Raw genomic sequence first — 26,782 nt, forward strand, 5'->3', positions numbered from 1 at the left:
TGCTTAGAATATATCGAGTCTATGTTTTTGATGCTGTAAGCAAGGGCGCCGTCAGGGTTTTGCTAAAAATTTTCGCAACGTGCTATCCGGAGAAACTATGAAATATACAACTTTTGGAAAAACAGGCCTGAATGTCTCTCAATTGGCACTTGGCACAGGTAATTTCGGAACTCGCTGGGGGTATGGCGCAGACCCCGAGGTCAGTAAGGCTATTTTCAATAATTATGCTGAAGCAGGTGGGAATTTTATTGACGGGGCAGACGTTTACCAATTCGGAGAATCCGAGGAACTGCTAGGCACTCTATTAGAAGGGCGTCGCGAGAATTTTGTCCTGGCGACCAAGTACGCCCGGGGTGTACAGCCAGATGCGAATCGCCTTGTAACAGGCAACAGCCGTAAAGCGATGGTGGCCTCGGTAGAAGCAAGTTTAAAGCGGCTTAAAACAGACCGTATTGATCTCTACTGGGTTCATTGGCCAGATGATGTTACGCCCGCAGAAGAAATCGTTCGAGGGTTCGAGGATCTCGCACGGGCAGGTAAAATTATCTATGCAGGCCTCTCCAACTTTCCAGCCTGGCGGCTTTCTCGCGCGGTTACTCTATCTGAGTTTCGCAATGCGGTACCAATCGCGGCTGCGCAGTTTGAGCACAGCCTAGTGCACCGAGAACCTGAAGCTGATCTATTCCCGGCTTCGCATGCACTGGGACTCGGGGTCGTGACCTGGTCACCACTGGGCGGAGGTATGCTGACAGGCAAATACCGCAAAGGTGAGAAAGGACGCGCGGAGGGCTTCGGCGGTAACGTATTCCAGCCAGAGAACAGTGAGCAGCGTACTCGGGTGCTGGACACTGTTATGGACATTGCCAACGAACTAGGCGTCAGTCCAGGGCAAGTTGCTATCGCATGGTCAGGCACACACGGGTCAGTGCCGATCATTGGGCCACGATCAGTAGAGCAACTGCTCGACAACCTAGGGGCCCTCTCGGTCGAATTGACACACGAGCAAATTCAACGCCTCGACACCGTTAGCAGCACGGCTCCTTCAACGCCTGCAAGGACAGCTACACCCTGGTCTGCCAAGCCATTCCGGGTCGTGGCTTAAAGCCAGGCACAGCGACCATAGACATATAGTGCTAGCAACCGGCCACACCTAAGTGGCCGGCTTTTTAACTAGGTATTGAAATTCCGAAGCGCTGTACCAAGCGCTCCCGCCGTAATAGGTCGTTTGGAAGTTATGATGAGCGTAAGCAGTACACACCACTATTCAAGAACCTCACCTAAAGCGATCTGGCTAGTATTGCTGGCCGCTGCGGGCACATTCGCACTGACAATGGGAGTGCGCAATACGATGGGGGTGTACCTTTCATCGTTGAATAACTCAACTGGTCTAGGCATCGCGAAGATAAGTCTCGCGTTTGCTTTCGGTCAACTATGGTGGGGACTGACGCAGCCATTTGCTGGTGCTATTGCTGATCGTATTGGCACAGGGCGTGTAATTTTCGTGGGCTTGCTGTTAATTGTTACCGGCACGCTTCTAACGCCGCTTATGACCACGACCCTGGGTTTGATATTTACGGTAGGTGTCTTGGCAGCCGGCGGCGCCGGAATGGCAGGCCCATCTGTATTGATGGCAGCCAGTAGCAGATTAGTTTCATCAGAAAAACGCGGAATGGCGACCGGTATCGTCAACGCAGGCGGTTCGTTCGGCCAGTTCATGATGGCTCCCATAGCGATCGGCCTCACTGCGACTATGGGCTGGGCTGCTTCAATGCAATGGTTGGGTGTATTCGCACTACTTGCATTGCCAGCCATCTGGGTGCTAAAGGGTAACTCCAAAGCTATCGCTGCCGCCCAGGCAATTGCTTCAGGTAAAAAGCCTCTCACAGCACGTGAGGCACTACTGCAAGCATTAACAACTCCAAGCTACTGCCTACTGGGCATAGGATTCTTGGTTTGCGGTTTTCATGTGGCTTTTCTGGCCACTCACCTACCCGGCATAGTGGAGCACTGTGGTATGGCACCGGCAATTGCAGGTGGATCACTTGCCATGCTCGGTCTATTCAACATATTCGGAAGCCTTGCAATGGGCTGGGCTGTAAATCGATGGCGGATGAAGTCATTGCTCTCTCTGGTCTACACGATACGTGCCGTAGCCGTAGCCCTATTTCTGATAGCCCCAAAGACCCCACTAGTGATGCTGATATTCGCAGCAGTCATGGGAGTCACCTTCTTAGCTACAGTACCTCCAACGGCGGGCCTAGTGGCAAAGATGTTTGGTCCAACAAACATGGCGATGTTGTTCGGCGTTCTGATGCTTGCACACCAAGTCGGAGGTTTCATGGGGGCCTACATCGGAGGTCAAGTCTTCCAGGCTACAGGTAGCTACGACTGGGTTTGGTATGTAGACATCTTCCTCGCTGTGGCCGCCGCGCTGATCCATTTAAGAATTCGGGAAGCGCATCCTGCAAGACAATCATTGCCGGTAATATCGTGAACATTGTCGAAGCGGGTTAAACCACTTTCTCGCTCCGAACAATGTCTGGGCAGCCGCCTGCTGACGATCCCCTGTGTAGGCACAATTACAGCCAGTCTGCTGTGCGCCGAAATGGGCGATGGCAAACAGTATGGCCGTAGTCGTGATTTTGCCGCTTCAGTGGGGCTGGTGCCGCGCCAGTACAGTACGGGAGGCAGAGCCAATTTGCTGGGAATCAGCAAGCGCGGTGACAAGCATCTGCGCCGCTTGCTGGTGCAGTGTGCCAAGGTTTATTTGCAGCGCCTGGAGTATCAGCAGGGCGCCTTAGCCGATTGGGTACGCTCGCTTCTTCAACGGCGTCACGCGAACACCGTGGCCTGCGCCCTGGCCAACAAATTCGCCCGGATCGCCTGGGCAATTGCAGCTAATCATTCGCAGTTTGAAGCGAGACCAGGCACTGCCGCCGCCTGATCCCGGCCTTACTGTGTGCAACACGAAAACCCCTTACAGGTTTTGCGATGCTGAACGACCGATGACATGAACGGCACACCGGCCTGGTGAAGATCCTGGCAAAGAATCGGCTTTTGAAGCCGCTGCGTTTATAAGGATCACCAGGCGCGACTCTCATCGTGGCGCGGGGCATGCCCTATATAGACGCCGGATAGATTTAGGCAAGCTAATCATCCATCGCTGATCAGCGTTGCAAAAACGGGGGTGACCATAGATTTCTTTTGCTTACTTTTCTTTGCGCTGGGCGGCAATCCGATTTCAAAGAAAAGTGAATCGCCCGAGGAGGCGAAACCCGGACATCTGAAACATCCAAAGCGGCGTCCAGAACACCAACGCAAGCCAAAGATAACCCAAACTTGCCAGTCCGGTATCAACCAAGCATTCCCTAAACCTTGAATAACCTTTCCGTTTCCGAGAGCGTGGAGTGGCATTTTGGCATCGTGCAGGCTGCCCGAGCGAAAGGGCGTATATCGGCGAAATGCAAGATCGACCTATCTGGCGATAAAATTCAAGTAATTGATTTATAAAGACTTTATTGGTTTTAAAAACCTGGCACAGGCATTGCGATAGTTACAGTGAACCTGCAACCTGGAGATGGCTTGCAGATTGTCTGGAATGTACAGGAGTCAAACCATGAAACAGTCCATCAATCGTTTCGCCGTTGCTACCCTGACCGCCACCGCTCTGAGCCTGTCGCTGACTTCGGCTGCTTTTGCCGAGCCGACCATGCTCGCGGCTAACGACACCGTGGACAAGGCTGAGCAGGCGGTGTCTGACACCTGGATCACCAGCAAGGTCAAATCGAGTTTCATCGCGGACAAGAACCTGAGCGCGCTGGATATCAAGGTTGAAACTAACCAAGGCGTGGTGTCCCTGTCTGGCGTAGTTGCCACCGACGCTGAGCGTGATCTGGCTGTGGCCAAGGCCAAGGAAGTCGAGGGGGTTAAGGCGGTTGCCGGTGATGGCCTGAAATCCGTTGAATAACCCGCGCTTCGGTCGGGCGCAAGCCCGGCCCACAGGAGGACTAGCATGAACAGTGACATCATCGAGGGTAAGTGGAAGCAGCTCAGTGGTCGTATCAAGGAGCGCTGGGGGAACCTGACCGACAATGATCTGAATGTCGCCGAAGGACACAGCGATTACTTGGTTGGCAAGCTTCAGGAACGCTATGGCTGGAGCAAGGAAAAGGCCCAGCAGGAGTTACGTGACTTCAGCTCCAAGCTGTAACCCTCTTATACGACAAAGCCCCGCCAGTGCGTTCTGGCGGGGCTTTTTCGTATCAGTTACCACGCTTGCTGCGGATATCGCTCAGGCGGCCGCCTTCGAAACGCAGGAAGTGGTACATGCCGTTGTTGGGGCCATAGATCCATTCCTCCACGGCCACCTCGTTACGAAATCCATAACGGTCGAGTACTTCCTTGTAGCCGAGAAAGTCGCGGCTGGCGGGCTCACCGCATTTGTTTTGCACTTCGCCGACAGGGGCATCCTTGCTGACCAGTGCACTGCCGCAACGATAGGTGGAGGAGGCTTCGGCCAGCAGCGGTAGGGTGAGAAGCAAGGGCAGGTATTTCAACAGGCGCATGGCATTTTCTACTCAATGTTCGCGGCGTCGCTCGATGCTAACCAGGCGGTTGCCCTCAAAGCGCAGGATGCTGAGCATGCCATTGCTCGGGCCGTAGACCCATTCTTCGACAACATATTCGCGGCGGTCATAGGAGCCTAGGGTGTAACCGATTGGGTCGCGGTACATGGGGGCGCCGCATTTGCGCTCCACCTCGAATGCGCGATCACCAACGCTGACCAGTTGGCTGCCGCAGCGCAGTGTTTCAGCTTGGGCCACGCCGCCTAAGAGGGCAGCGAGCAGGCCGAGGCAGGTGCTGATCGAGTGGCGAGGTGTGCTCATTGACTGTCCAGATGCAGGGCGGAAAGGACTCGGCCATCGGGTTCGGGATTGGTCAAATTGACATCAATCAGGTAGACACGTTCATCGCTCATACCGGCGCGCTCGACCAGATAGTCCTTGATCGCGGCAGCACGTTGTTGGGCCAGTTGGCGCAGCAGCAGCTTGCTCTGTGCCCAGGAGCCGAGCACGGCCTGACGCATATTGTGCAGGCGTTGCTCTTCGCTGAGTTCGGTCCATTGAGCCGGGGGCTGCTGTTTGAGACGTGTGCGATAGATGCCTTCGAGCAAGGCTGCCTGCTCGCTCTCGCCTACGCTTAGCTCGTCCGGGCTTGCAGGCACCTTATCACCTCGGCGTTGCAGCACTTTGTACCAGGCTTCGCGAAATTCGCGTTGCAGGCGTTGTTCGGCGAGCAATGGGCCGTCGGTACCTTGGGCGCTCTGGCCTTCGACTTCCAGGCGTAGGGTCGGGCGTTCCTGCAGCGCCTTGGCCAGCGTGTCGAGGTTTTGGCGGGCATCATCCGATAGCGTGTCGGAGCCCGCGTCGAAGGGCACGCTGCTCAGATCCTCTTCGCTGCCTCCGGTGACCAGGCCCGCGACGAATTTGAAAGGCGCTTGTGCGGTGCGCAGCACGAGGTTGCGTAGGGTCTGCCAGACGATGGGCATGACGCTGAACTGCGGGTTGTTCAAGTCGCCCTTGACCGGCAACTCGATGGCGATGCGGCCCTGGGTATCCTTGAGCAGCGCTACTGCCAGGCGAATGGGCAGGTCTACGGCGTCGGGGCTGTCGACCTTCTCGCCCAATTGCAGGTTTTCTACCAGAACCTTGTTTTCGGCGTTGAGCAGGCCGCGCTCGATGCGGTAGTGCAGGTCGAGGTTCAGCCGTCCCTTGCGGATGCGATAGCCGGCGAATTTGCCGGAGTAGGGGGTGATGGTGGTCAGCTCGACATTGCGGAAACGGGTGGCGATATCCAGGCTGTTGAGCGGATCGAAGGGCGTCAGCTTACCTTTGATGCTCACTGGCGCATAACGATCGACCTTGCCGGTGATGTCGACACTGGCCGCCTGCGGGCTCTGGTTGTCGAGTGTGCCGATCTGGCCGTTGAGTTGTTGGATGGCCGTGGCGAAGTTGGGCGTCAGGCTGAGGTCGGCGAAGTTGGCCGAGCCTTGATTGACCTGCACGCCACCGATACGCACTGCTAGCGGTTTGCCGCTGCTTTTCTCGGCGCTGGGCGGTTGCGGCACGATCAACTCGCTGACGTTGGTGGTGCGATCCTCGTTGATCATGAAGCGTGCGTAGGGCTGCTCCAGCTCTATCCGCTCGATGTTGAGGTGCTCGCCGTGCTGGTAGTCCAGGCCATTGACGCGCACCTGCTTCCAACGCACGAAGTCGCGTTCGCGAAGGGTATCGAGGGTGTGCAACTGGTCGACGCGGGCATTGCCGCTGACGCGCAGCGCCAGGGGCTCGGTGCCATCGAGGCGCACGTCGAGGTCGCTGCCGAGCAAGCCGCTGCGCAGTTCCAGGCGGATGAAGGGGCTGAGGTAGGCCTGGGCCACGCGCAGGTCGATGTCTTCGCTGCTGACCTTGAGCTGTGCGCTGGTCGGCTTGAGCTGCACCTGGCCACTGGCCCGTAGTTTGCCCTGCTTGCCGATGCCGGTGTCCAGCTTTAGCGTGAAGGGCTTGTCGCCCTGGCTGTCGAAGTCGTTGATGTCCAGCGTCAGCGGCCCCAGCTCCAGCGCGACGTCTTGCTGCGGGACGCGGTCGACCAGATGGGCGCGCCCCCCCAGGTGCACGCCCTGTACTCGCACTTGCCAGGGCTTGCTCGTTTCCTGGTTTGCGGCGGGGGTGTCGTTCTTGGTGTCGGAGGGTTTGGCGAATAATTTCTGCCAGTCGAGTTGGCCATCGGCCTCGCGTGTGGCCCAGGCTTCGATGCCCTGGCTGAGTACGTCGCCGATCTGCACCTGTTGCTTGGCCAGGTCGAGTTGAGTCTGGACGATGGCCAGGCGTGGCACGCGCAGCAGCGGTTTGCCTTGTGCATCGTCCAGTGCGATGGAATCCAGGGTGGCGCTGAAGTCGTTCAGTTGCAGTTCGGTTGCGCTAGAGAGATCGAGACGATATTTGCCGGTCAGGGTTACCAAGCCATCTTTGAGCTCAAGGGGCACGGCGTCGCGTACATAGGGCCAGAAAGGTTTCAGGCGAGCATCACTGATGAGCAGAGAGCCGTTGGAGGTGATCGTGGGGGACAGACCGAATTGCCCCATCAATTCGACGCGAGCGCCATCGGGGCCGTTGGCGGTGAGGCTCACCTTGGTATTGTCGCCAGCCAGGGTACTAAGGTCGTACAGGCGCAGGTCTAGTGTGTCGTAGGCGAACTCCACGGGCTCACTGGGGCGCAGATCCTGATAGTGCAGGGCGTTTCCCAGCAGTTTCAGGCTGTCTATGCGCAAGGGGAAGGGCTTACTGTCGTTTGGCTTGCTGTCGTCCGTGGGGGGCAGCTTGAACAGTTGCGCGAGGTTCAGGTTGCCCGCTTTGTCGAACTGCACGGCGGCGCGCGCGCCTTGCAGCGAGAGATCGGCCAGATGCAGGGCGCCTGTCCACAGGCTGTCACTTTGCAGATTGGCGTACAGGTGCTGGAAGGCCAGTGGTTGTTGCTCCTGCTCGCCGATATTCAGGCCCCAGAGATTCAGCTCCAGGCTGAACGGGTTGAACTGCAGGCGTTGCAGCGACGCGGGCACGGTCGCGTAATTGGCCAGTTGCTGATTGGCGATACGCAGGGCGATACCCGGCAGAATCAGAAAGCCGATCAGGCTGTAGAGCGATACGGCAATTAGTAGGGCGCTCAGGGCGCGCTGCAATCCTTTGGGCATGGCGAGGCGTCATCTATCCAGGCGATGAGATGATTTGGAGTATGGCATGCGCGCTCGGTTCCTGAGAGATGCCGTAATGTGTGCTCAGAAGCGCAGAATCAGCGTTTTCAGTGGCGGTTTGCTATCGAGCGAGGGGAAGTCGGCAGCCGGTGCGAGCATCTGGCAGTCGCGCACTGGGCGCCCGATTTTCTCGGCGCAGCGCAGCACCTGCGTGCGCCAGTCGTCGATGTCCACCTTCGCCAGGTTGTTGCTGCACACCAGGGTGCCATCCTCGGCCGTGGCCAGTACGGCCGGCTTGAGTAGGCTCTGGTAGTCGCGCAGCAGGTCGACGGTGCCGAAGGCACTCTTGGCCCAGGCCGGTGGGTCGAGGAAGACCAGATCGAACTGGCGCGGCTGCAAGCGCGGGTAGCTGGGCAGTTTCTGCCCGCGGCGGCTGCTGATCGGCAGGTCGGCGAATTGGCGGATGGCCGGGAAGTAGTCGCTCTGGATGAACTGCATGGTCGGCAGCGTGGAATTGAGCGCGGCGTTTTCTCGGCCAACCGCCAGGTTGCCTTCGGCGAAGTCCAGGTTGACCACTTCGCGGGCATCACCCGCTGCGGCGCACAGGCCAACACCGCAGGTATAGGCGAACAGGTTGAGCACCGTCTTGCCGGCCGCGTTGGCCTTGACCCAGCCACGCGCGTTGCGCAGGTCGAGAAACAGCAGCGGGTCCTGCCCGGCATGGCGGCCACGCACCCGGTAGTTCAGCCCCCACTCCTGGCCGATCAGATCCTCCAGGGCAGCCGCCTCGGCCTGATGCAGCTCGGGGTTGCGGTCGATGCGCGAATGGCTATTCGAGCGGTCGTTGTAGACCAGCAGCAGGGGCAGGCCGAGTCTTTCCCGAATCTGCTTGGTCAGCGCCAGCAGGGCGTCGTGCTCCAGCGGCTCATGGAAACTCTGCACCAGCAGTTGCGGGCCGTAGCGGTCGACGGTCAGGCCAGGCGAGCCTTCCTGCGTGCCATGGAACAGGCGGTAGCAGTCGGTGCCTTGCGTGTGCAGTTCACTGAGCAGGTTTTCACGGGCGTCGAGGGCGGCGCGCAGCGCCTGATCAAGAGCGGGCATGCGCGGCATCTCGGGGTAGGAAAGGGCGGCAGTCTAGCAAGAAAAGCCGCCAATCGAGAGCGTGGCGGCGGGTTGCACCCGCCCTACGTGTCTGCCAGCAGGCGGCGCCGGGCGCGCTGCGCGGCGCTGTTGCGCACGGCCCAGCGCAGCAGATTGGCGGTGCGCTGTACGCTGGCGCGGATCAGCGGACGGCGCCAGGCGGCCTGGTGTTCGCCGAGCAGGTCGCTGGCCCAGTCCGGCAGCAGGTCGACGCCCGCCTGCATCATCAGACCGCCGAAGGGCTTAGCGAGGATGCTGGGCATTGGTGCGTCATACAGCAGGCGCACCACTTCGCGCGTGCGCTCATCGCACAGCAGTTGCGAGCGCATATGCTGCAGGTAGTCGGCGATGGCCTGCGTCGATTTGGGCACGTCCTGCGCGCCGAGGCGTTCGGCGATCAGCGCCACTTCGCGGTAGTAGCGATCCTGTTCGGCTTGCGGCAACTGCGCATCGACGTAGCGCAGGTAACCGGCGAGGAACTGGCTGACCTCGGAGACATGCACCCAGGTCAGCAGCGCCGGGTCGCTGGCGGCATAAGGGCGGCCATCCGCTGCCTGGCCGACTACCTTCAAGTGGATGCGGCGCACCTTGTCGATCAATTGCTCGGCATCGTGCAGGCCGCCATAGCTGGTGCCGGCGATGAACAGGCTGGTGCGGCGCAGGCGGCCGAGCATGTCCTGGCGAAAGGTCGAGTGATCCCACACCCCGGCCAGTGCCAGCGGGTGCAGCATCTGCAGGAGCAGGGCGGAGATGCCGCCGACCATCATCGCGGTGAAGTCGGCGTGTACCTCCCATACCATCGACTCGGGGCCGAACAGGCCGGCATCACCGCGCGGCTGGTCGAGGTCGAGCACACCCAGCGAGGCGCCGGTGAGGCTGTGCACCTGTTTTTCGATCTGACGACGTAGGATTTCCATGGCGCGCAGTTTCGGCGCTTGGCTGATGCAAGACAAGATGCGTCCGGCCCTTTCGGGCCGGGCGTGAGGCTCAACGGTTGAGGCGCTGCCCAATCAGGCTGTCAACCACGCTTGGGTCGGCCAGGGTCGAGGTGTCGCCCATGTTCTCCAACTCGTTGCAGGCGATCTTGCGCAGGATGCGGCGCATGATCTTGCCCGAGCGGGTCTTGGGCAGGCCCGGTGCCCACTGGATCAATTCCGGTTTGGCGAAGCTGCCGATTTCCTTGCCAACCAGGGTCAGCAGATCTTTCTTCAGCTCGTCGGAGGGCTCCTGGCCGTTCATCAGGGTGACGTAGGCGTAGATGCCCTGGCCCTTGACGTCATGCGGGTAGCCGACCACGGCGGCTTCGGCCACGGCGTCGTGCAGCACCAGGGCGCTCTCCACTTCGGCGGTGCCGATGCGGTGACCGGAGACGTTAATCACGTCATCCACGCGACCGGTGATCCAGTAGTAACCGTCCTCGTCGCGGCGCGCGCCGTCGCCGGTGAAGTAGTAGCCGGGGTAGGGCTTGAAGTAGGTGTCGACCATGCGCTGGTGGTCGCCATAGACGCTGCGGATCTGGCTCGGCCAACTGGCCTTGATCGCCAGCACGCCGCTGCCGGGCCCAATGATTTCCTTGCCCTGTTCATCGAGCAGCACCGGTTGCACGCCAAAGAAGGGGCGGGTGGCCGAGCCGGGTTTGAGGTCGGTGGCGCCGGGCAGCGGGGTGATCAGGATGGAGCCGGTTTCGGTCTGCCACCAAGTGTCGACGATGGGGCAGCGCATGTCACCGACCACATGGAAGTACCATTCCCAGGCTTCCGGGTTGATCGGCTCACCTACTGTGCCAAGCAGACGCAGGCTCGAACGCGAGGTGGCCTTGACCGGGCCTTCACCCTCACGCATCAGTGCGCGCAGGGCGGTCGGTGCGGTGTAGAAGGTGTTGACCTGGTGCTTGTCGATCACCTGCCAGAAGCGCGAGGCGTCCGGGTAGTTCGGCACGCCCTCGAACATCAGGGTGGTGGCGGCGTTGGCCAGCGGGCCGTAGACGATGTAGCTGTGCCCGGTGACCCAACCGACATCGGCGGTGCACCAGTAGATGTCGCCTTCGTGGTAGTCGAACACGTACTTGTGGGTCATCGCCGCGCCGAGCAGGTAGCCGCCGGTGGTGTGCAGCACGCCCTTGGGTTTGCCGGTGCTGCCGGAGGTGTAGAGGATGAACAGCGGGTCTTCGGCGTCCATCGGCTCGGCCGGGCAGTCGGTGTCGACGTCCTTGAGCGCCTGGTGATACCAGAGGTCGCGGCCTTCGACCCAGGCGACATTGCCCTGGGTGCGCTCGACCACCAGCACGGTGGAGACGTCCGGGCAACTCAGCAGCGCCTTGTCGACGTTGGCCTTCAGTGGGATGCACTTGCCGCCGCGTACGCCTTCGTCGGCGGTGATCACCGCGCGGCAGTCGGCATCGAGGATGCGGTCACGCAGGGCGTCTGGGGAGAAACCGCCGAATACCACCGAATGCACGGCGCCGATGCGCGCGCAGGCGAGCATGGCGTAGGCTGCCTCGGGGATCATCGGCATGTAGATGCACACGCGGTCGCCCTTCTTTACGCCACGGCTTTTCAGCACATTGGCCAGACGGCTGACCTGCTGGTGCAGCTTGTTGTAGGTGATGTGCGCGGATTCGCTCGGGTTGTCGCCTTCCCAGATGATGGCCACCTGTTCGCCGCGTTTTTCCAGATGGCGGTCGATGCAGTTGTAGGCGACGTTGAGCAGGCCACCCTTGAACCACTCGGCGCGGCCCTGTTTCAAATCGCTGTTATGCACCTGATCCCAAGGTTTGAACCAGTCGAGAAAGGCCTTGGCCTGCTCGGCCCAGAAGGTTTCGGGCTGCTCGACGGACTGCCGGTAGAGGCGCAGGTAAGCGTCATTGTCCAGGTGCGCGCGCTGGCGCACGGCATCTTGCACAGGATGGCGGGTGATCTCGAACATGGCGGATTCCTTGTAATTGTTTGGCCGCAACAATCACAAGGGTGCACCCAGCGAGTAGTGGGTTCAAGCCTGATCTGTACCGCCATGTCTCATGCCATGGCGGTACAGATCGCGTCAGCCGCGATGCTGCGAGCGGAAGTGCGCGATCAGGCCCTGGGTGGAGGCATCGCTGGCGGGGTCGTCGGTGCTACCGGTGAGGCGCTGGTAGACCTCCTTGCCCATTTCCTTGCCCAGCTCCACGCCCCATTGGTCGAAGGCGTTGATGCCCCAGATGGCGCTCTGCACGAACACCTTGTGCTCGTACAGCGCCACCAGGGCGCCGAGGTTGAATGGGGCGATACGGTTCATCACCAGAATGTTGCTCGGGCGGTTGCCAGGGATGACCTTGTGCGGTGCCAGACGCTGCACTTCGGCCTCATTCATGCCCTTGGCACGCAGTTCGGCTTCGGCCTCTTCGCGCGTTTTGCCCTGCATCAGCGCTTGAGCTTGCGACAGGCAGTTGGCGAACAGCCACTGGTGATGGTCGGCCAGCGGGTTGTAGCTGTTGACCGGGACGATGAAGTCCGCCGGCACCAGCAAGCGGCCCTGGTGCAGCAACTGGTGGTAGGCGTGCTGGCCGTTGCAGCCGACGCCGCCCCAGATGATTGGCCCGGTGCTGATGTCCAGATCGCTGCCATCCTGGCGCACGCTCTTGCCGTTGGACTCCATGTCGAGCTGCTGCAGGTGCTTGGTGAAGTTACGCAGGTAGTGATCGTACGGCAGGATCGCCTGGCTCTGTGCGCCCCAGAAGTTGCTGTACCAGATGCCCAGCAGGGCCATCAGCACTGGCATGTTCTCGCTCAGCGGCGCCTGGGTGAAGTGCTCGTCCATGGCATAGGCGCCGGCCAGCAGTTCCTTGAAGTTGGACACACCGATGGCCAGGGCAATCGGCAGACCGATGGCCGACCACAGCGAATAGCGCCCGCCGACCCAGTCCCACATGGGGAAGATGTTCTCTTCGCGGATACCGAACTCAATGGCCGCCTTGCGGTTGCTGGTCACCGCGATGAAGTGGCGGTGCAGTTCCTCTTCCGGGCCGCCCATGGCCAGGTACCAGTCGCGCGCGGCCAGGGTGTTCTTCAGGGTTTCCAGGGTGCCGAAGGACTTGCTGGAGACGATGAACAGGGTGGTTTCCGGGTTCAGGCGGGCAGTCAGCTCGCGGAACTCGCTGCCGTCGATATTGGCCAGGTAGTGGCAGCGTACGCCGCGCTGGGTAAAGGGGCGCAGCGCTTCGGACACCAGTTGCGGGCCGAGGAAGGAGCCACCGATACCGATGTTCACCACTTCTTTGATCGGCTTCTCGCTGTAACCGCGCCACAGGCCGCTGTGCACGCGGCTGACCAGCTCGGTCATCTGGTGCAGCACGCGGTGCACCTGCGGAATGATGTCCGCGCCGTCGACCACCAGGCGCCTGCCAATTGGGCTGCGCAGGGCGGTGTGCAGGGCAGCGCGTTGCTCGGAGGCGTTGACCTGCTCGCCGTTGTACAGCGCCTTGATCGATTCGCCCAGGTGCGCTTGTTCGGCAAGCTGGATCAGCAGTTCCAGGCTTTGTTCGTTGATCAGGTTCTTCGAGTAGTCCAGCAGCAGGCCACAACTGTCCAGCGAGAAACGCTGGAACCGCTCGGGATCGCTGGCGAAGGCTTCACGCATGCTGAACCCGGCCATGTCCTCGCGGTGTTGGCGCAGAGCCTGCCAGGCGGGCAGGGTGGTGACGTCGTGAGGCTGCTGGTAGTAGGCCATCGGGGCTCCTGATCTGCAAAAGCAAAAAGGCCCGGATCGTTCCGGGCCCCAAGAGTGTAACCGTCCGTGTTCAGACGCTGCTACTGGCCAGGCAGTTCCACCACCAGATTATCGATCAGGCGTGTGTTACCCAGGTGCGCGGCGGTGAGTACCACCAGGTAACGGTCGTCGATAGCCGCTGGGCGCAAGGTGATGGCGTTGCGGATTTCCAAGTAATCCGGTTTGAAACCTGCCTCACGCTGCTGGCTCTGTGCGGTATCGATCAGGCGCTGATAATCACGGGCGCCACGCTGCAGTTCCTGAGCGATGCCCTGCAAGCCGCGATAGAGCGCCGGGGCGATGGCGCGCTGGGTGTCATCGAGGTAGCCGTTGCGCGAGGACAACGCCAGGCCATCTGCTGCGCGCTGGGTCGGCGCGCCGATGATCTGGATGGGTATGTTCAGATCGCGCACCAGGGTGCGGATCACCGCCAACTGTTGATAGTCCTTCTCGCCGAACACGGCTAGATCGGGCTGGACCATGTGAAACAGCTTGGTTACCACAGTCGCCACACCCTCGAAATGACCAGGCCGACTGGCGCCGCACAGGCCCTCGGAGACGCCCTGTACGCTCACGCGCGTCTGGCTGGTCATGCCGTGTGGATACATCTCGCTGACGTCGGGGTGAAACAGCAGATGGCAGCCTGCTGCGAGCAGTTTTTCCTGATCGGCGGCGAGGGTGCGCGGGTAGTTGTCCAGATCTTCACCCGCGCCGAACTGCAGCGGGTTGACGAATATGCTGGCAACCACGAAGTCAGCGCGTTGGGCTGCGATCTCCACCAGCGAGACATGGCCGTCATGCAGGTTGCCCATGGTCGGCACGAAGCCGATTTGTTTGCCTTCGGCGCGTGCCTGAGCCACGGCGGCGCGCAATTCGCGCAGGGTCTTGACCGTGTTCATGCGGAGAAACCGTGTTCGGCGGCGGGGAAGCTACCGTCCTTTACCGCCCTGACATATGCGTTCAGGGCATCGGCGATGGAGGGCTGGCCGTCCATGAAGTTGCGCACGAACTTCGGCGCGCGGCCCGACAGGGAGAGGCCGAGCATGTCGTGCAGTACCAGTACTTGGCCATCAGTAGCCGCTCCGGCGCCAATGCCAATGACTGGAATCTTTACCGCCTGGCTGATTTCGGCCGCCAGCTCACTGGGCACGCATTCGAGCAGCAGCATGGCTGCACCGGCCTGTTCGAGGGCCATGGCGTCAGCACGCATCTGCCGGGCCTGGGCTTCCTGGCGGCCTTGTACCTTGTAACCCCCGAGGATGTTCACTGCCTGCGGAGTCAGACCCAGGTGCGCGCACACTGGCACACCTCGTTCGGCCAGCAGGCGAATCGGTTCGGCCAGCCAGGCGGCGCCTTCGAGCTTGACCATATGCGCCCCGGCTTGCATTAACGCAGCGCTATTAGCCAGCGCCTGCTCGGTGGTGGCATAGGCCATGAAAGGCAGGTCAGAGATGATCAGTGCGCCTTGATTGCCACGTTTGACTGCCGCGGTGTGGTAGGCCATGTCCGCGACGCTGACCGGCAGGGTGCTGTCATGGCCTAGCAGCACCATGCCAAGGGAATCGCCGACCAGCAGCACATCGACACCCGCTTGGCTGGCAGCCTGGGAAAAGGTGGCGTCGTAGCAGGTCAGCATGGCAATTTTCTCGCCGTTGTGCTTGAGGCTCTGCAAGGTGGTCAGGGTAACGTCAGGCATTTCTAAGGATCCTCGCTCAGGCCTGGTATACGGCTTCTATCCGGCGTAATCCGGCCTGGATTGGCATAAAGGTGCACCCGGCGCCAGGCGACGGGACGCCTATAGTCCCGATGGGGGGGCATGAAGTCAATTGCGTGTGTTACCGCCTTGTTACTGGCGTTACCGTCAATGCCTCTGAGCCGTGCTCGTGCTTGAGCGGCTTGCCCGCGCAAGGTTGTCGAGTTACGCGGGCAGGCGTTCCAGTCCGGTGAAGGGACAGGCGGCGAGCAGCTCGCGCAGGGCGCGGCCATCCGCTAGCACCAGCTCAGGAGCCAGTTCGGCCAGTGGGTAGAGTACAAAGGGGCGGGCATGCATGTGGTAGTGCGGCACGGTGAGGCGCTCGTCGTCGATGCGGCGTTCGCCGAACAGCAGGATATCCAGATCCAGTGTGCGCGGCCCCCAACGCTCGGCTTTGCGCACGCGACCTTGCTCCTGCTCAATGCGTTGCAGGGCATCGAGCAGTGCCCACGGCTGCAGCTCGGTATCCAGCGCTGCTACGGCGTTGACGTAGCGCGGCTGGTCGGCAGGGCCGAGCGGGTCGCTGACATACAGCGATGAGTGGCAGGCCAGATGGCTCTGCGGTAGCTGGGCGAGGGCCTCCAAGGCGCTATGCAACTGTTGCCGCGGTGTGTCGAGGTTACTGCCCAGGCCGATGTAGACGCGCTCCATCACTCGCCGCTGCCGCCGTTTTCGCCCTCAGCCTTACGCTTGCGCTGGCCACTGCTGCGGCGGCGTTTGCGCGGTGCGTTGCCGCTGCCAGCCTCAGGCTTGCCAGCCAGGTCGCGAATCATCTGGCGGCGCAGGCTGTCACTGGCGTGCTGATATTCTGTCCACCATTCACCGAGGTCTTCGGTCTTCTCACCTGCGCGTTCGCGTAGCAGAAGGAAGTCGTAACCGGCGCGGAAGCGTGGGTTTTCCAGCAGCAGATCGGCGCGCTTGCCGCTGCGCCGTGGCAGGCGCTCCTGCATATCCCAGATCTCGCGGATCGGGATGGTGAAGCGCTTGGGTACGGCGATGCGCTGGCATTGTTCGGTGATCAACTCATGGGCGGCTTCCTGCATCGCCGGGATCGGTGGCATACCTCTGCTTTGCAGTTGTAGCACGCGCGTCGGCAAGGCTGGCCAGAGCAGAGCGGCAAAGAGGAATGCCGGGGTGACCGACTTGCCGTCATGAATGCGGTCGTCGGTATTGATCAGCGCTTCACGGATGAGTTTCTCGGTGAATTCCGGGTTGTGCTTGAGCGCTTCGCCGCTGGCTGGGAATAGCTGGGCGAAGAGGTCGAATTCGACCAGCAGATCGAAGGTGTATTCGGCATACCCGGAGAGGAATAGCTTGAGCACTTCATCGAACAGGCGCGCCGAGGGAATGTCGCGCAGCATGGGGGCCAGGCGGCGGATCGGCTCGGCGCTGTGTTTCTCGATGTCGAAGTCCAGCTTGGCGGCGAAGCGTACTGCGCGCAGCATCCGCACCGGATCTTCCAGGTAGCGCTGCTCGGGATCGCCAATCAGGCGTACCAGGCGGTTGCGCACGTCATGCATGCCGCGGGCGTAGTCGAGGATGTGTTCCTGGGTCGGGTCGTAGTACAGCGCATTGATGGTGAAGTCGCGGCGCTGGGCGTCGTCTTCCAGGGTGCCATAGACGTTGTCACGCAGGATGCGACCGCTTTCATTGCGTGCGGCCAGGTTGCTGTTTTCTTCTTCCTCACCCTGTGGGTGATTAGCGCGGAAGGTAGCAACCTCGATGATCTCGCGACCGAAGTGCACATGAACCAGCTTGAAGCGGCGACCGATGACCCGTGCGTTACGGAACTCCGCACGCACTTGTTCGGGGGTGGCACTGGTGGCCACGTCGAAATCCTTGGGTTCGATATCCAGCAGTAGATCGCGTACGCAACCGCCGACCAGATACGCCTGGTAACCGGCCCGCTGCAAGCGCTCGACCACGCTGATGGCGTGGCGACTGATCTCATTACGGTTGATTGGGTGTTGGCGACTGCTCAGCACTTCGGGAGTGCTGCGAGGATGCGGCGCGCGGCGCAAGGGAGAGCGAAAGGACGTGAACAGCTTCTTCAGCATGGGATGCACTGTTTGGAGTAGTGACCGGCCAGACTAGCATGCTGTCGAAGGGCGTGCGGCGTATACAGCACGATGTGCAGGCGTTGGGTGCGCAGGCGCATTTTCGGCTGCTGCTGTCTCGTGTTACCTGTAACGGCAAGGCTTTTCGACGGCACGCGACACAATGGCCGCATGATTGCTGCGGATTCTAGCATTGTGACGGGGATAGTGTGTAAAGCGGCAGGCGGGGATCCGGGAACCGGAAGCTACTGGGGGAGCCGAAGCTCCCCCCCAAGTTGGTGCGTGCTCATTTTTTATTGTTATTGAGGGCCTGTTGTTTTTGTTGTATGGCCCTTCCCGGTTTGCCGTGGCTTGCCGGGTGCTCCCTAGTGTGGGGAGCCAATAGCAAACGGATTTCTTTGGACGCTGATGTTGCCAGTACCAACCAGTTCAGGCGCTGCCTTAGGGCAGTTTTATTATTCTCAGCCTGGCTGCAGGGGCTAACCCCTAGCGGCAACTCCTCTCCAAAAGAATCAGTTAGCTGCGCCTCCGTACCTTGTTGTTTTTGTTGTTCTGGAGTCGTTACGTCTTGTTCTTATTGTGTAGGGCATTGCTTGTTATTGTTGTTGTGCCAGAGATAAAGCAGATGCCGTGCCAGTTTTTGTGATTCCTTATAAATCAAGGGTTTGTGGCTATTGTGGGGTGATGGCGGGGCAGAAAAAAGCCGGGTCTTCGTTACCGTTAGACCCGGCTTTTGTTACGAGATATGGCGTCGGTAACAACCTGCGGGAACTTGCGTGATGGCAGATTGTCACCTTGTGGGTTGTCAAGGGGCGCTAGCGACACCTGCCTTGCGGCGCGGAATCCCCAGGCGCTGACGGCGTTCCCACAGGCATTTGCGGCTGATGCCCAGCTTGCGCGCCAGTTCGGTCTCGGTCATGTGATCCTGATGCTCGAGCACGAAGTGCTGGAAGTAGTCTTCCAACGACAGATCCTCGGTCGGCTCATGGCTGGCATTGCTCTGGCCCGAGGCGGCGCTGGGTAGGTCGAAGTCGTCGTCCTCAAGGTCATCGAGCTCGATATCGATGCCTAACAGGTCAGCACTAATCTCCGATCCTTCGCAGAGAATCACTGCGCGCTCGATAGCGTTCTCCAGCTCACGCACGTTACCTGGCCAGGAGTAATGTCGAATCGCTTGTTCCGCATCATGAGCAAAGCGCAGTGTTTCGCGGCCCATGCGGGTGTACTGGCGCACGAGAAAGGCCTGGGCGATCTCGATGACGTCGCTACCGCGCTCACGCAGTGCTGGCAGCTTGAGTGCGATGACATGCAGGCGGTAGTAGAGGTCTTCACGAAACTGGCCGGTCTTGGCCAGTGTTTTGAGGTCGCGGTGGGTTGCGGCGATCAGGCGTACGTCGACCTTCTGCGATTGCACCGAGCCAACCCGGCGAATCTCGCCTTCCTGTAGCACGCGCAGCAGGCGTGCCTGGGCTTCGAGTGGCAGTTCGCCAATCTCATCCAGGAACAACGTGCCGCCGTCTGCCGCTTCCACCAGGCCGGCGCGGCTGGCGCTGGCGCCGGTGAAGGCGCCTTTTTCGTGGCCGAACAGTTCGGACTCGATCAGGGTTTCCGGGATGGCCGCACAGTTCACCGAAATGAGTGGGGCTTTGGCGCGCTTGGATAGGTTGTGCAGGGCGCGTGCGACCAGCTCCTTACCGGTGCCGGACTCGCCCTGTACCAAGACGTTGGAGTCGGTAGGGGCGACCTTGCGAATCTTGCTGTAGAGATCCTGCATGGCGCTGCATGAGCCGATGATGCCGATTTCGCCGTTGGCGTTCTCGGCAGGTTTCTCCGCGCTGGCTGTGCGTGAGTTGGCATTGGCCGTGGGTACCGGAGCGCTTTTGGCACTCTGGCGGTCGCGCAGGATGCGGGCCACGGCTTGCAGCATTTCATCGTGGTCGAAGGGTTTGGCGATGTAGTCCACTGCGCCCATCTTCATCGAGTCCACTGCCGAGCGCAGGCTGGCGTAGCTGGTCATGATCAGCACCGGGGTGCCTTCGGCCAGTTTGATCAACTCAGTACCGGGGGCGCCGGGTAGGCGTAGATCGCTGACGATCAGGTCGAAGCCGGGAATGCTGTAGCGATCCTGGGCTTCCTGTACCGAGCCAGCTTCGCTGACCTGGTACTGATTGCGTTCGAGCAGGCGGCGTAAGGCAGAGCGGATAATGGTTTCGTCTTCGACGATAAGAATATGTGGCATCAATTCGTTCTCTCGGCGGTCACGGAGGTGTTAGCGGGGTAACACCTTCTCTCGCTGTTTACATCGCTACGGACGTCGCCTCGACATGCCTGGGCAGGGTGACCCTGAAACGAGTGCCGAGTTGGCGCTCGATGTCAGCCGGGCTGTCGATTGTTATTTGCCCATAATGCTCTTCCACGATCGAATAGACCAGCGCGAGCCCCAGTCCGGTTCCTTCGCCTGGATCCTTGGTGGTGAAGAAGGGCTCGAACAGGCGGTCGATGATGGCCTTGGGAATGCCGCTGCCTTCATCCTCGACGATCAAATCGACGGTGTGTTCGCTGGCCTCGCTGCGCACGCGGATCACCCCGCCAGATGGCGAGGCATCACGAGCGTTGGACAAAAGGTTGATCAGTACCTGAGCCAGGCGCTGAGGGTCGCCACAGGCCCAGTGTTGCGGATCGCACAGGTTGTAGAACTGGATGTCGAAGTTGCGTTTGTTCAGCGACAGCAGGCCGATGGCGTCTTGCGCCACGTCTGCCAGGCAGACGGGTTCGTCACTGCGCTGGTGGCTGCCGGAGTGAGCGAAGCTCATCAGCGACTGAACGATGCGCGATACGCGTTTGGTCTGTTCGAGGATTTGTCCACTGAGCTCGGTCAGTTCTCCATCGTGCTCGCGCTCTTCACGCAGGTTCTGCGCCAGGCAGGCGATACCGGTGATGGGGTTGCCGATTTCGTGTGCCACGCCGGCAGCCAGTCGGCCGATGGAGGCCAGGCGTTCGGAGTGCACCAGCTTGTCTTCGAGCATTTGTGTGTCGGTCTGATCCTCGACCAGTAGCACCAGGCCACTGTTACCGGTTGCCAGCGGCTCGTCGATGGTTGCCTTGTGCAGGTTCAGCCAGCGTGTTTGCCCGTCGAGTGCCAGGTGCTGCTTGTGCAGGTGCTGATCCGGGCGTTCGATGAAGTCTTGCAGCAGGCTCTGCCAGGGTTCGCCGAGGGTGCTCAGGCGTGAGCCCACGACGCGCAGGGCGGGGATGTCGGTGAGGTCTTCCATGGCCCGGTTCCACATCAGGATCTCCTGATCCTTGGCCAGCGAGCACACCCCCATCGGCAGTTCCTGCAGCGTTTGCCGGTGGAAGCGGCGTAGCGCGTCAAGCTCGGCAGCCAGGCCGGTGAGGCGCGACTGATAATCCTCCAGGCGACTCTCGATGAAGTGGATGTCTTCGGTGACATAGCCTTCGCTGCCGGACTTGTAGGGCAGGAAGGTTTCAACGATATCCTGCGCCACGCTCGGCCCCATCAGCCCGGAGAGGTTGGCCTCGATCCGGTCGCGCAGGCGGCGTAGGGCGTAGGGACGGCCTTCATCGAATGGCAGGTGCAGGTCGCGCAGGGCTTGTTCCACCTCACGTTGGGCAGTCTTGGCGCCCAGCGGCTTGGCCAGTTGCGCGGCGAACTCCTGTGGAGTTGCCGCTACCAGCTCACGTCGTTGTGGGCGGCGCACGTTGTCCACTGCGCAGGCTTCAGCGGCACTCTTCTCTTCGGGGCTGATTTCGGTGAACAGTGACACCAGGGTAAATACCAGTACGTTGGCGGCCAGCGAGGCGATGGCCGCCAGGTGCCAACTGGCATCGTCGAGCACGTAGATGACGTCGAACACTGGCAGGTACAGGCCTTCCAGATTGCCCAGCAGCGGCAGCAGCATGGTCACTGCCCAGACGCCGATACCCGCCAGCAGGCCGGCAATGAAGCCGCGACGGTTGGCTGTCTGCCAATACAGCACCGAGAGCACGCCAGGCAGGAACTGCAAGGTGGCGACGAAGGCGACGATGCCCAGGTTGGCCAGATCCTGCTGTGCGCCGAGCAGTAGGTAGAAGCCGTAGCCAGCCATGATGATGGCGGCGATCAGGGCGCGGCGCGTCCACTTCAGCCAGCGGTAGATATTGCCTTCGGCCGGCGGCTGGTAAAGCGGCAGCACCAGATGATTGAGCGCCATACCGGACAACGCCAGGGTCGAGACGATAATCAGGCCACTGGAAGCTGAAAGCCCGCCGACGTAAGCGAGCAGGGCAAGCGTCTGGTTGTTGGCTGCGATGCCCAGGCCGAGGGTGAAGTACTCGGGGGTGGTGGTGGCGCCTAGCTTCAGGCCGGCCCAGAGGATCAGCGGTACGGCCAGGCTCATTAGCAGCAGGAATAGCGGCAAGCCCCAACTGGCGCTAACCATGGCGCGCGGGTTGAGATTCTCGGTAAAGGTCATGTGATACATGTGCGGCATGACGATGGCTGAGGCGAAGAACACCAGCAGCAGCGTGCGCCATGGGCCTTCCTGCAGCGGCGTGTGCAGGGTCAACAGCGCCGCCTGGTTCTGCACCAGCCAGTGCTCCAGCTCATGTGGGCCACCGAATACGCCATACAGCGCATAGAGGCCGATGGCACTGATAGCGACCAGCTTGACCAGCGACTCGAAGGCGATGGCGAATACCAGGCCCTCGTGCTTCTCACGGGTGGCGATATGGCGTGCACCGAAGAGGATGGTGAATAGGATGATCAGCGCGCAGTAGCTCAGGGCGATCTTTTCCTGCAGCGGCTCGCGGGTAAGGATGCCCACCGAGTCAGCCACTGCTTGCATCTGCAGGGCCAGTAATGGCAACACGCCGATCAGCATGAACAGCGTGGTTAGCGCCCCCGCCCAGGTGCTGCGAAAGCGGAAGGCGAACAGGTCGGCCAGGGACGACAATTGGTAGGTGCGGGTAATGCGCAGGATGGGATAGAGCAAGACCGGTGCTAGTAGGAACGCGCCGGATACGCCCAGATAGCTGGCCAGAAAACCGTAGCCATATTGATAGGCCAGGCCCACGGTGCCATAGAAGGCCCAGGCACTGGCGTATACGCCCAGCGACAGGGTGTAGATCAGTGGATGGCGAATTATTCGATTGGGAATCAGCCCGCGTTCACTGACCCATGCCACGCCAAATAACGCCAGCAGATAGCCGGCGCTAATCAGGATCATTTCGCTCAGACTAAAGCTCATCAGCATCACGCTGGCTCTGTAGGATGAAGGTGACGACGATAAGGATCAGCCACAGCAAATAAGGCCGATACCAGGCGTCGTTAGGATCGATCCACCAGTCCATGATGGCTGGGGAGAACAGGTAGATCCCCACCACCAGGATCAGAACCAGTCGGTAGATATACATGAGGCCACTCGTCGGAAGATGAGCCGATGGTAAAGGAAGCCGCGTGTTGTCGGCCACCGGCGTGATGGTGGGAGTGGCAAATCGGTTATGCCCTTAGCATCGATCCCGGAAATCCATCCGACGGTTGATTCAACGACGCCTCGACCCGCGCGCACGGCCCTTGGTAGGAGCGAGCCTGTACCCTCGTTCCCGGATTGTATCTGGGCTGCGGTTATTTCAGTTGCGCTTCGGCCAGGGTACGACTGCGTGGGATGCGTGTGGCGTCCCAGTGCTTGATGCCCCAGGACAGCAGTTCGCCAGGCGCGGCACCGTACAGCTCGGCTATGGGGCGCTGGCCGAGGGCGCGCAGAGCGCGTAGCAGTAGTGGTCCAGCCTGATCAGCGGGCAGGGGCGGCGAGCGGTAGCTCTTGCCTAACTTGTGGCCGTCCGGCTGGATGATCAGTGGTACATGCAGGTAACGCGGTTGTGGCAGGCCGAGCAGTTCCAGCAGGTATAGCTGGCGTGGTGTGGAGTCCAGCAGGTCGGCGCCGCGTACCACATCGGTAACACCTTGCCAGGCGTCGTCGAGGATCACCGCGAGTTGGTAGGCAAACAGGCCATCACGACGCCGAATCACAAAGTCGCCCACCTCACGGCCCAGATGCTGGCGAAACTCGCCTTGTACGCGGTCGATGAAGTGATAGTCCAGTTCCGGCACGCGCAGGCGGATGGCGGCGTCCTGGTCGGGGTGGCAGGCGTTACGGCAGAACCCCGGATAGATACCCGCGTAACCTTCGAGCTGCTTGCGTGAGCAGATGCAGGCATAGGCCAGGCCCTGGGCGAACAGGCGGGCGATCACCGCCGCGTATTCGGCATGGCGTTCGCTCTGGCGCACCAGCTCGCCGTCCCATTCGAAACCGTAGGTTTCCAGGGTGCGCAGGATGGCGTCTTGCGCGCCGGGCATTTCCCGTGGCGGGTCGAGGTCTTCCATGCGCAGCAGCCAGCGGCCGCCAGCAGCGCGGGCATCGAGGTAGGAGGCGAGCGCTGCGACCAGTGAGCCAAAGTGCAGGTAGCCACTGGGCGTTGGGGCGAAGCGACCGATATAAGCTGTGTTCATTGTGAGGTGGTTGGCAGCGTGGGAGCTTTAGCCTCTCTCACCGGGGAGGGCAGAAACAGAACGGGGCGCCTGAGCGCCCCGTTGATCAGTCAGGAACCGATCTGTTTTTCTTTGATTTCCGCCAACGTCTTGCAATCGATGCACAGCGTTGCGGTAGGGCGGGCTTCCAGACGGCGGATGCCGATTTCCACGCCGCACGACTCGCACCAGCCGTAATCGTTGTCTTCGATTAGCTGCAGGGTTTCGTCGATTTTCTTGATCAGTTTACGCTCGCGGTCACGGGCGCGTAGTTCCAGGCTGAATTCCTCTTCCTGGCTGGCGCGGTCGGCCGGATCTGGGAAGTTGGCAGCTTCGTCCTGCATGTGGTGTACGGTGCGGTCGACTTCCTGCATCAGTTCCAGCTTCCATTTATTAAGGATGCTGGTGAAGTGAGCGCGCATCGGATCGCTCATGTATTCCTCGCCCTTCTTTTCTTGATAGGGCTCGAAACCACGAATCAGCTGGCTGGAGCTTTGTGCTTTGTCTTTTGTGGGCATGGATGACGCCTCTCACTCTCTCGAATCCATCACGCAGGTTATTCCATGAGCAAGCGAATGTCGGCCCTGCGGCTGCAAGCGGGCGAACTTACCAGATCGAATCAGGGCGCGCTACTCCCGGTTGTCTACGTCGTGGCGGGTTGTGAACGAAACCTGCATGTCGGCACGTTGTCAGCTTAGTTGCGCCATTCAATGGTGGTTAGCGCACTGAAAATGGGCTTTTGCTTTCTTGCCGAGTGATGTGCGTGCCCTGCTAGAATCCGCCGCTCGCAACCGTGCAGGCAGACCCATGGCTCTCTACAGTGGGCGCAGTCGCGCCATCGAACCCTTTCATGTGATGGCCTTGCTGGCGCGTGCCAATGAACTGCAGGCTGCCGGTCACGATGTCATTCATCTGGAAATCGGCGAGCCAGACTTCACCACCGCTGAGCCGATCATCCGCGCTGGCCAGGCCGCGCTGGCTGCCGGGCACACGCGCTATACGGCCGCTCGCGGTCTGCCGCAGTTGCGCGAGGCCATCGCGGGCTTCTACGCCGAGCGTTACCGCTTGAGCGTTGATCCGCAGCGCATTCTCGTCACACCGGGCGGTTCAGGTGCGCTGCTGCTGGCCGCCAGCCTGCTGGTCGATCCAGGCAAGCACTGGCTGCTGGCTGATCCTGGCTACCCATGCAATCGCCACTTCCTGCGCTTGGTCGAAGGCGCCGCGCAATTGGTGCCGGTTGGCCCGGACGTGCGCTACCAGCTCACTCCTCAACTGGTCGAGCGGCATTGGGATGCACAAAGCGTGGGTGCTCTGGTTGCCTCGCCAGCCAACCCCACCGGCACACTGCTGCACAAGGATGAGTTGGCGGCGCTGTCGAGCAGCCTCAAACAGCGTGGCGGCCACCTGGTAGTGGACGAGATCTACCATGGCCTGACTTACGGTTGTGACGCGCCGAGTGTGCTGGAGGTGGATGATGACGCCTTTGTACTTAATAGTTTCTCCAAATATTTCGGCATGACCGGCTGGCGCCTGGGCTGGCTGGTGGCGCCCGAGGCGGCGGTGCCGGAGCTGGAGAAACTGGCGCAGAACCTTTACATCAGCGCGCCGAGCATGGCCCAGCACGCGGCGCTGGCCTGCTTCGAACCGGCCACGCTGGCGATCCTCGAAGAGCGCCGCCATGAATTTCAGCGTCGTCGCGATTACTTGCTGCCAGCATTGCGTGAGCTGGGTTTCGGTATCGCCGTTGAGCCGGAAGGCGCCTTCTATTTATATGCAGACATCAGCGCCTTTGGCGGCGACGCCTTCGCCTTCTGCCGTCACTTCATCGAAACCGAGCATGTGGCTTTCACGCCAGGTCTGGATTTCGGTCGTCATCAAGCGGGGCATCATGTGCGCTTCGCCTACACGCAGAATGTCGACCGCCTGCAGCAGGCGGTCGAGCGCATCGCGCGTGGTTTGAAGAGTTGGCGCCCTGATGCAGTTTGATCCGCCGCTGGAGGAAGGCCGCCTGCTACGCCGCTACAAGCGCTTTCTCGCCGATATCGAGACGGCCAGCGGCGAGCAGATGACCATTCACTGCGCCAACACCGGCTCAATGCTCAACTGTATGAGCGAAGGCTGTCGGGTGTGGTTCAGCCGCAGCAATGATCCCAAACGCAAGCTGCCGGGTAGCTGGGAAATCAGCGAGACGCCGCAAGGGCGTCTGGCGTGCATCAACACCGCGCGGGCCAATGCCCTGGTGGAGGAGGCGCTGCGTGCCGGGCTGATCGCTGAGTTGGTCGGCTTTACCGCGCTCAAGCGCGAGGTGCCCTACGGAGTGGAAAATAGCCGCGCCGACTTTCGCCTGGACTACCCCGATGGGCCGGTATTCGTCGAGGTCAAAAGTGTCACGCTGGGTTTTGACGACAGTGACGTGGCGGCTTTCCCCGATGCCGTGACCCAGCGCGGCAGTAAGCACTTGCGCGAGTTGGCGACTCTTGCACGGGCGGGCGTGCGTGCCGTGCAACTGTATTGCGTGAACCTCTCTGGCATCCGCGCCGTGCGCGCCGCTGTGGAGATCGACCCAGCCTACGCCGCTGGGCTGCGTGAAGCCAAAGCGGCGGGAGTCGAGGTGTTGGCCTATGGCGCCGAGTTGAGCTCGGCAGGCATCGCCCTGACACGTCGTTTGGACGTACAGCTCTGAAGCCGTCGAGCGGCTTGCCAATATCGACATGCCTCCGTATGGTGCAAAATCGTTCGATTCGTAAGCTGCCTAATAAATGTCCCGTTCTGCCCATTCGATGAGCACGCGCGCCCGGTCGTGGATAGTTGAT

The 26,782-nt window shown here is 60.8% G+C and carries 22 protein-coding genes and 1 pseudogene; 7 read left to right on the forward strand and 16 right to left on the reverse strand.

Annotation, left to right across the window (positions count from 1 at the left end):
• Positions 1–97: 97 nt before the first annotated feature.
• The 5 genes and pseudogenes from AERO9A_RS05995 (at position 98) to AERO9A_RS06015 (ending at position 4,210) form a co-directional block, all read left to right on the forward strand.
• Positions 98–1,102: an aldo/keto reductase gene (locus AERO9A_RS05995; protein ID WP_159971021.1), complete on the forward strand. Its 1,005-nt coding sequence runs from the start codon at positions 98–100 to the stop codon at positions 1,100–1,102.
• Positions 1,103–1,237: 135 nt separating this feature from the next.
• Complete coding sequence (locus tag AERO9A_RS06000; RefSeq protein WP_159971022.1) at positions 1,238–2,494, forward strand: MFS transporter; 1,257 nt, start codon at positions 1,238–1,240, stop codon at positions 2,492–2,494.
• 45 nt (positions 2,495–2,539) lie between these two features.
• Positions 2,540–2,944, forward strand: a pseudogene (locus AERO9A_RS06005) (transposase); the annotation flags it as partial.
• Between the two features lie 672 nt (positions 2,945–3,616).
• Positions 3,617–3,967 (forward strand): BON domain-containing protein, encoded by a 351-nt coding sequence (locus tag AERO9A_RS06010; RefSeq protein ID WP_159971023.1) that lies wholly within the window; start codon positions 3,617–3,619, stop codon positions 3,965–3,967.
• 45 nt (positions 3,968–4,012) lie between these two features.
• Positions 4,013–4,210 carry a CsbD family protein gene (locus AERO9A_RS06015; protein WP_159971024.1) on the forward strand — a complete coding sequence of 66 codons (198 nt, stop codon included), beginning with the start codon at positions 4,013–4,015 and terminating at the stop codon, positions 4,208–4,210.
• 52 nt (positions 4,211–4,262) lie between these two features.
• Here AERO9A_RS06015 and AERO9A_RS06020 read toward each other — a convergent pair whose 3' ends face one another.
• The 16 genes from AERO9A_RS06020 to dksA all read right to left on the reverse strand — a co-directional run bounded on the left by AERO9A_RS06020 (position 4,263) and on the right by dksA (position 24,487).
• Entirely contained in the window at positions 4,263–4,565 is a 303-nt protein-coding gene (locus tag AERO9A_RS06020; RefSeq protein WP_159971025.1) for a DUF2845 domain-containing protein, read from the reverse strand.
• Between the two features lie 12 nt (positions 4,566–4,577).
• On the reverse strand, positions 4,578–4,886 hold the full coding sequence (locus AERO9A_RS06025; RefSeq protein WP_159971026.1) for a DUF2845 domain-containing protein: 309 nt from the start codon (positions 4,884–4,886) through the stop codon (positions 4,578–4,580).
• A complete protein-coding gene (locus AERO9A_RS06030; RefSeq protein WP_159971027.1) occupies positions 4,883–7,750 on the reverse strand; it encodes a DUF748 domain-containing protein in 2,868 nt (955 codons plus the stop codon). Before AERO9A_RS06030 ends, AERO9A_RS06025 begins: the two co-directional genes overlap by 4 nt.
• Before the next feature lie 84 nt (positions 7,751–7,834).
• The gene (locus tag AERO9A_RS06035) at positions 7,835–8,851 is read right to left on the reverse strand and encodes a class I SAM-dependent rRNA methyltransferase (protein ID WP_159971028.1); all 1,017 of its coding nucleotides are present in this window, start codon (positions 8,849–8,851) and stop codon (positions 7,835–7,837) included.
• A gap of 83 nt (positions 8,852–8,934) precedes the next feature.
• Positions 8,935–9,807, reverse strand: coding sequence for an oxygenase MpaB family protein (locus AERO9A_RS06040; protein ID WP_159971636.1), 873 nt, complete (start codon positions 9,805–9,807; stop codon positions 8,935–8,937).
• 70 nt (positions 9,808–9,877) lie between these two features.
• Complete coding sequence (acs, locus tag AERO9A_RS06045; protein WP_159971029.1) at positions 9,878–11,815, reverse strand: acetate--CoA ligase; 1,938 nt, start codon at positions 11,813–11,815, stop codon at positions 9,878–9,880.
• A gap of 114 nt (positions 11,816–11,929) precedes the next feature.
• Entirely contained in the window at positions 11,930–13,594 is a 1,665-nt protein-coding gene (gene pgi, locus AERO9A_RS06050; RefSeq protein ID WP_159971030.1) for a glucose-6-phosphate isomerase, read from the reverse strand.
• A gap of 80 nt (positions 13,595–13,674) precedes the next feature.
• The gene (gene panC / locus AERO9A_RS06055) at positions 13,675–14,532 is read right to left on the reverse strand and encodes a pantoate--beta-alanine ligase (RefSeq protein ID WP_159971031.1); all 858 of its coding nucleotides are present in this window, start codon (positions 14,530–14,532) and stop codon (positions 13,675–13,677) included.
• Positions 14,529–15,329 (reverse strand): 3-methyl-2-oxobutanoate hydroxymethyltransferase, encoded by an 801-nt coding sequence (gene panB, locus AERO9A_RS06060; protein ID WP_159971032.1) that lies wholly within the window; start codon positions 15,327–15,329, stop codon positions 14,529–14,531. The genes panC and panB overlap by 4 nt, the downstream gene beginning before the upstream one ends.
• A gap of 222 nt (positions 15,330–15,551) precedes the next feature.
• Positions 15,552–16,037: a 2-amino-4-hydroxy-6-hydroxymethyldihydropteridine diphosphokinase gene (gene folK / locus AERO9A_RS06065; RefSeq protein ID WP_159971033.1), complete on the reverse strand. Its 486-nt coding sequence runs from the start codon at positions 16,035–16,037 to the stop codon at positions 15,552–15,554.
• The gene (locus AERO9A_RS06070; RefSeq protein ID WP_159971034.1) at positions 16,037–17,443 is read right to left on the reverse strand and encodes a polynucleotide adenylyltransferase PcnB; all 1,407 of its coding nucleotides are present in this window, start codon (positions 17,441–17,443) and stop codon (positions 16,037–16,039) included. The genes folK and AERO9A_RS06070 overlap by 1 nt, the downstream gene beginning before the upstream one ends.
• Positions 17,444–18,248: 805 nt before the next feature.
• Entirely contained in the window at positions 18,249–19,682 is a 1,434-nt protein-coding gene (locus AERO9A_RS06075) for a sigma-54 dependent transcriptional regulator (protein WP_159971035.1), read from the reverse strand.
• 58 nt (positions 19,683–19,740) lie between these two features.
• Positions 19,741–22,695: a sensor histidine kinase gene (locus AERO9A_RS06080; protein WP_178111104.1), complete on the reverse strand. Its 2,955-nt coding sequence runs from the start codon at positions 22,693–22,695 to the stop codon at positions 19,741–19,743.
• Positions 22,679–22,855: a hypothetical protein gene (locus tag AERO9A_RS06085; RefSeq protein ID WP_159971037.1), complete on the reverse strand. Its 177-nt coding sequence runs from the start codon at positions 22,853–22,855 to the stop codon at positions 22,679–22,681. The genes AERO9A_RS06080 and AERO9A_RS06085 overlap by 17 nt, the downstream gene beginning before the upstream one ends.
• A 211-nt stretch (positions 22,856–23,066) precedes the next feature.
• Positions 23,067–23,951: a tRNA glutamyl-Q(34) synthetase GluQRS gene (gluQRS, locus tag AERO9A_RS06090; protein ID WP_159971038.1), complete on the reverse strand. Its 885-nt coding sequence runs from the start codon at positions 23,949–23,951 to the stop codon at positions 23,067–23,069.
• Positions 23,952–24,040: 89 nt separating this feature from the next.
• Positions 24,041–24,487 carry an RNA polymerase-binding protein DksA gene (gene dksA / locus AERO9A_RS06095; RefSeq protein WP_159971039.1) on the reverse strand — a complete coding sequence of 149 codons (447 nt, stop codon included), beginning with the start codon at positions 24,485–24,487 and terminating at the stop codon, positions 24,041–24,043.
• A 289-nt stretch (positions 24,488–24,776) separates the two neighbouring features.
• Between dksA and AERO9A_RS06100 the strand changes: the two genes are divergently transcribed.
• A complete protein-coding gene (locus AERO9A_RS06100; protein ID WP_159971040.1) occupies positions 24,777–25,955 on the forward strand; it encodes a pyridoxal phosphate-dependent aminotransferase in 1,179 nt (392 codons plus the stop codon).
• Positions 25,945–26,652, forward strand: coding sequence for a DNA/RNA nuclease SfsA (sfsA, locus tag AERO9A_RS06105; RefSeq protein ID WP_159971041.1), 708 nt, complete (start codon positions 25,945–25,947; stop codon positions 26,650–26,652). The genes AERO9A_RS06100 and sfsA overlap by 11 nt, the downstream gene beginning before the upstream one ends.
• Positions 26,653–26,782: the final 130 nt, after the last annotated feature.

The organism is Pseudomonas sp. 8Z (assembly GCF_902506535.1).
Classification (GTDB): domain Bacteria; phylum Pseudomonadota; class Gammaproteobacteria; order Pseudomonadales; family Pseudomonadaceae; genus Aquipseudomonas.

Coding starts and splice junctions, on each gene's coding strand:
- AERO9A_RS05995 (WP_159971021.1), top strand. CDS start 98: ATGAAATATACAACTTTTGGAAAAACAGGCCTGAATGTCTCTCAATTG.
- AERO9A_RS06000 (WP_159971022.1), top strand. CDS start 1,238: ATGAGCGTAAGCAGTACACACCACTATTCAAGAACCTCACCTAAAGCG.
- AERO9A_RS06010 (WP_159971023.1), top strand. CDS start 3,617: ATGAAACAGTCCATCAATCGTTTCGCCGTTGCTACCCTGACCGCCACC.
- AERO9A_RS06015 (WP_159971024.1), top strand. CDS start 4,013: ATGAACAGTGACATCATCGAGGGTAAGTGGAAGCAGCTCAGTGGTCGT.
- AERO9A_RS06020 (WP_159971025.1), bottom strand. CDS start 4,565: ATGCGCCTGTTGAAATACCTGCCCTTGCTTCTCACCCTACCGCTGCTG.
- AERO9A_RS06025 (WP_159971026.1), bottom strand. CDS start 4,886: ATGAGCACACCTCGCCACTCGATCAGCACCTGCCTCGGCCTGCTCGCT.
- AERO9A_RS06030 (WP_159971027.1), bottom strand. CDS start 7,750: ATGCCCAAAGGATTGCAGCGCGCCCTGAGCGCCCTACTAATTGCCGTA.
- AERO9A_RS06035 (WP_159971028.1), bottom strand. CDS start 8,851: ATGCCCGCTCTTGATCAGGCGCTGCGCGCCGCCCTCGACGCCCGTGAA.
- AERO9A_RS06040 (WP_159971636.1), bottom strand. CDS start 9,807: ATGGAAATCCTACGTCGTCAGATCGAAAAACAGGTGCACAGCCTCACC.
- acs (WP_159971029.1), bottom strand. CDS start 11,815: ATGTTCGAGATCACCCGCCATCCTGTGCAAGATGCCGTGCGCCAGCGC.
- pgi (WP_159971030.1), bottom strand. CDS start 13,594: ATGGCCTACTACCAGCAGCCTCACGACGTCACCACCCTGCCCGCCTGG.
- panC (WP_159971031.1), bottom strand. CDS start 14,532: ATGAACACGGTCAAGACCCTGCGCGAATTGCGCGCCGCCGTGGCTCAG.
- panB (WP_159971032.1), bottom strand. CDS start 15,329: ATGCCTGACGTTACCCTGACCACCTTGCAGAGCCTCAAGCACAACGGC.
- folK (WP_159971033.1), bottom strand. CDS start 16,037: ATGGAGCGCGTCTACATCGGCCTGGGCAGTAACCTCGACACACCGCGG.
- AERO9A_RS06070 (WP_159971034.1), bottom strand. CDS start 17,443: ATGCTGAAGAAGCTGTTCACGTCCTTTCGCTCTCCCTTGCGCCGCGCG.
- AERO9A_RS06075 (WP_159971035.1), bottom strand. CDS start 19,682: ATGCCACATATTCTTATCGTCGAAGACGAAACCATTATCCGCTCTGCC.
- AERO9A_RS06080 (WP_178111104.1), bottom strand. CDS start 22,695: ATGCTGATGAGCTTTAGTCTGAGCGAAATGATCCTGATTAGCGCCGGC.
- AERO9A_RS06085 (WP_159971037.1), bottom strand. CDS start 22,855: ATGTATATCTACCGACTGGTTCTGATCCTGGTGGTGGGGATCTACCTG.
- gluQRS (WP_159971038.1), bottom strand. CDS start 23,951: ATGAACACAGCTTATATCGGTCGCTTCGCCCCAACGCCCAGTGGCTAC.
- dksA (WP_159971039.1), bottom strand. CDS start 24,487: ATGCCCACAAAAGACAAAGCACAAAGCTCCAGCCAGCTGATTCGTGGT.
- AERO9A_RS06100 (WP_159971040.1), top strand. CDS start 24,777: ATGGCTCTCTACAGTGGGCGCAGTCGCGCCATCGAACCCTTTCATGTG.
- sfsA (WP_159971041.1), top strand. CDS start 25,945: ATGCAGTTTGATCCGCCGCTGGAGGAAGGCCGCCTGCTACGCCGCTAC.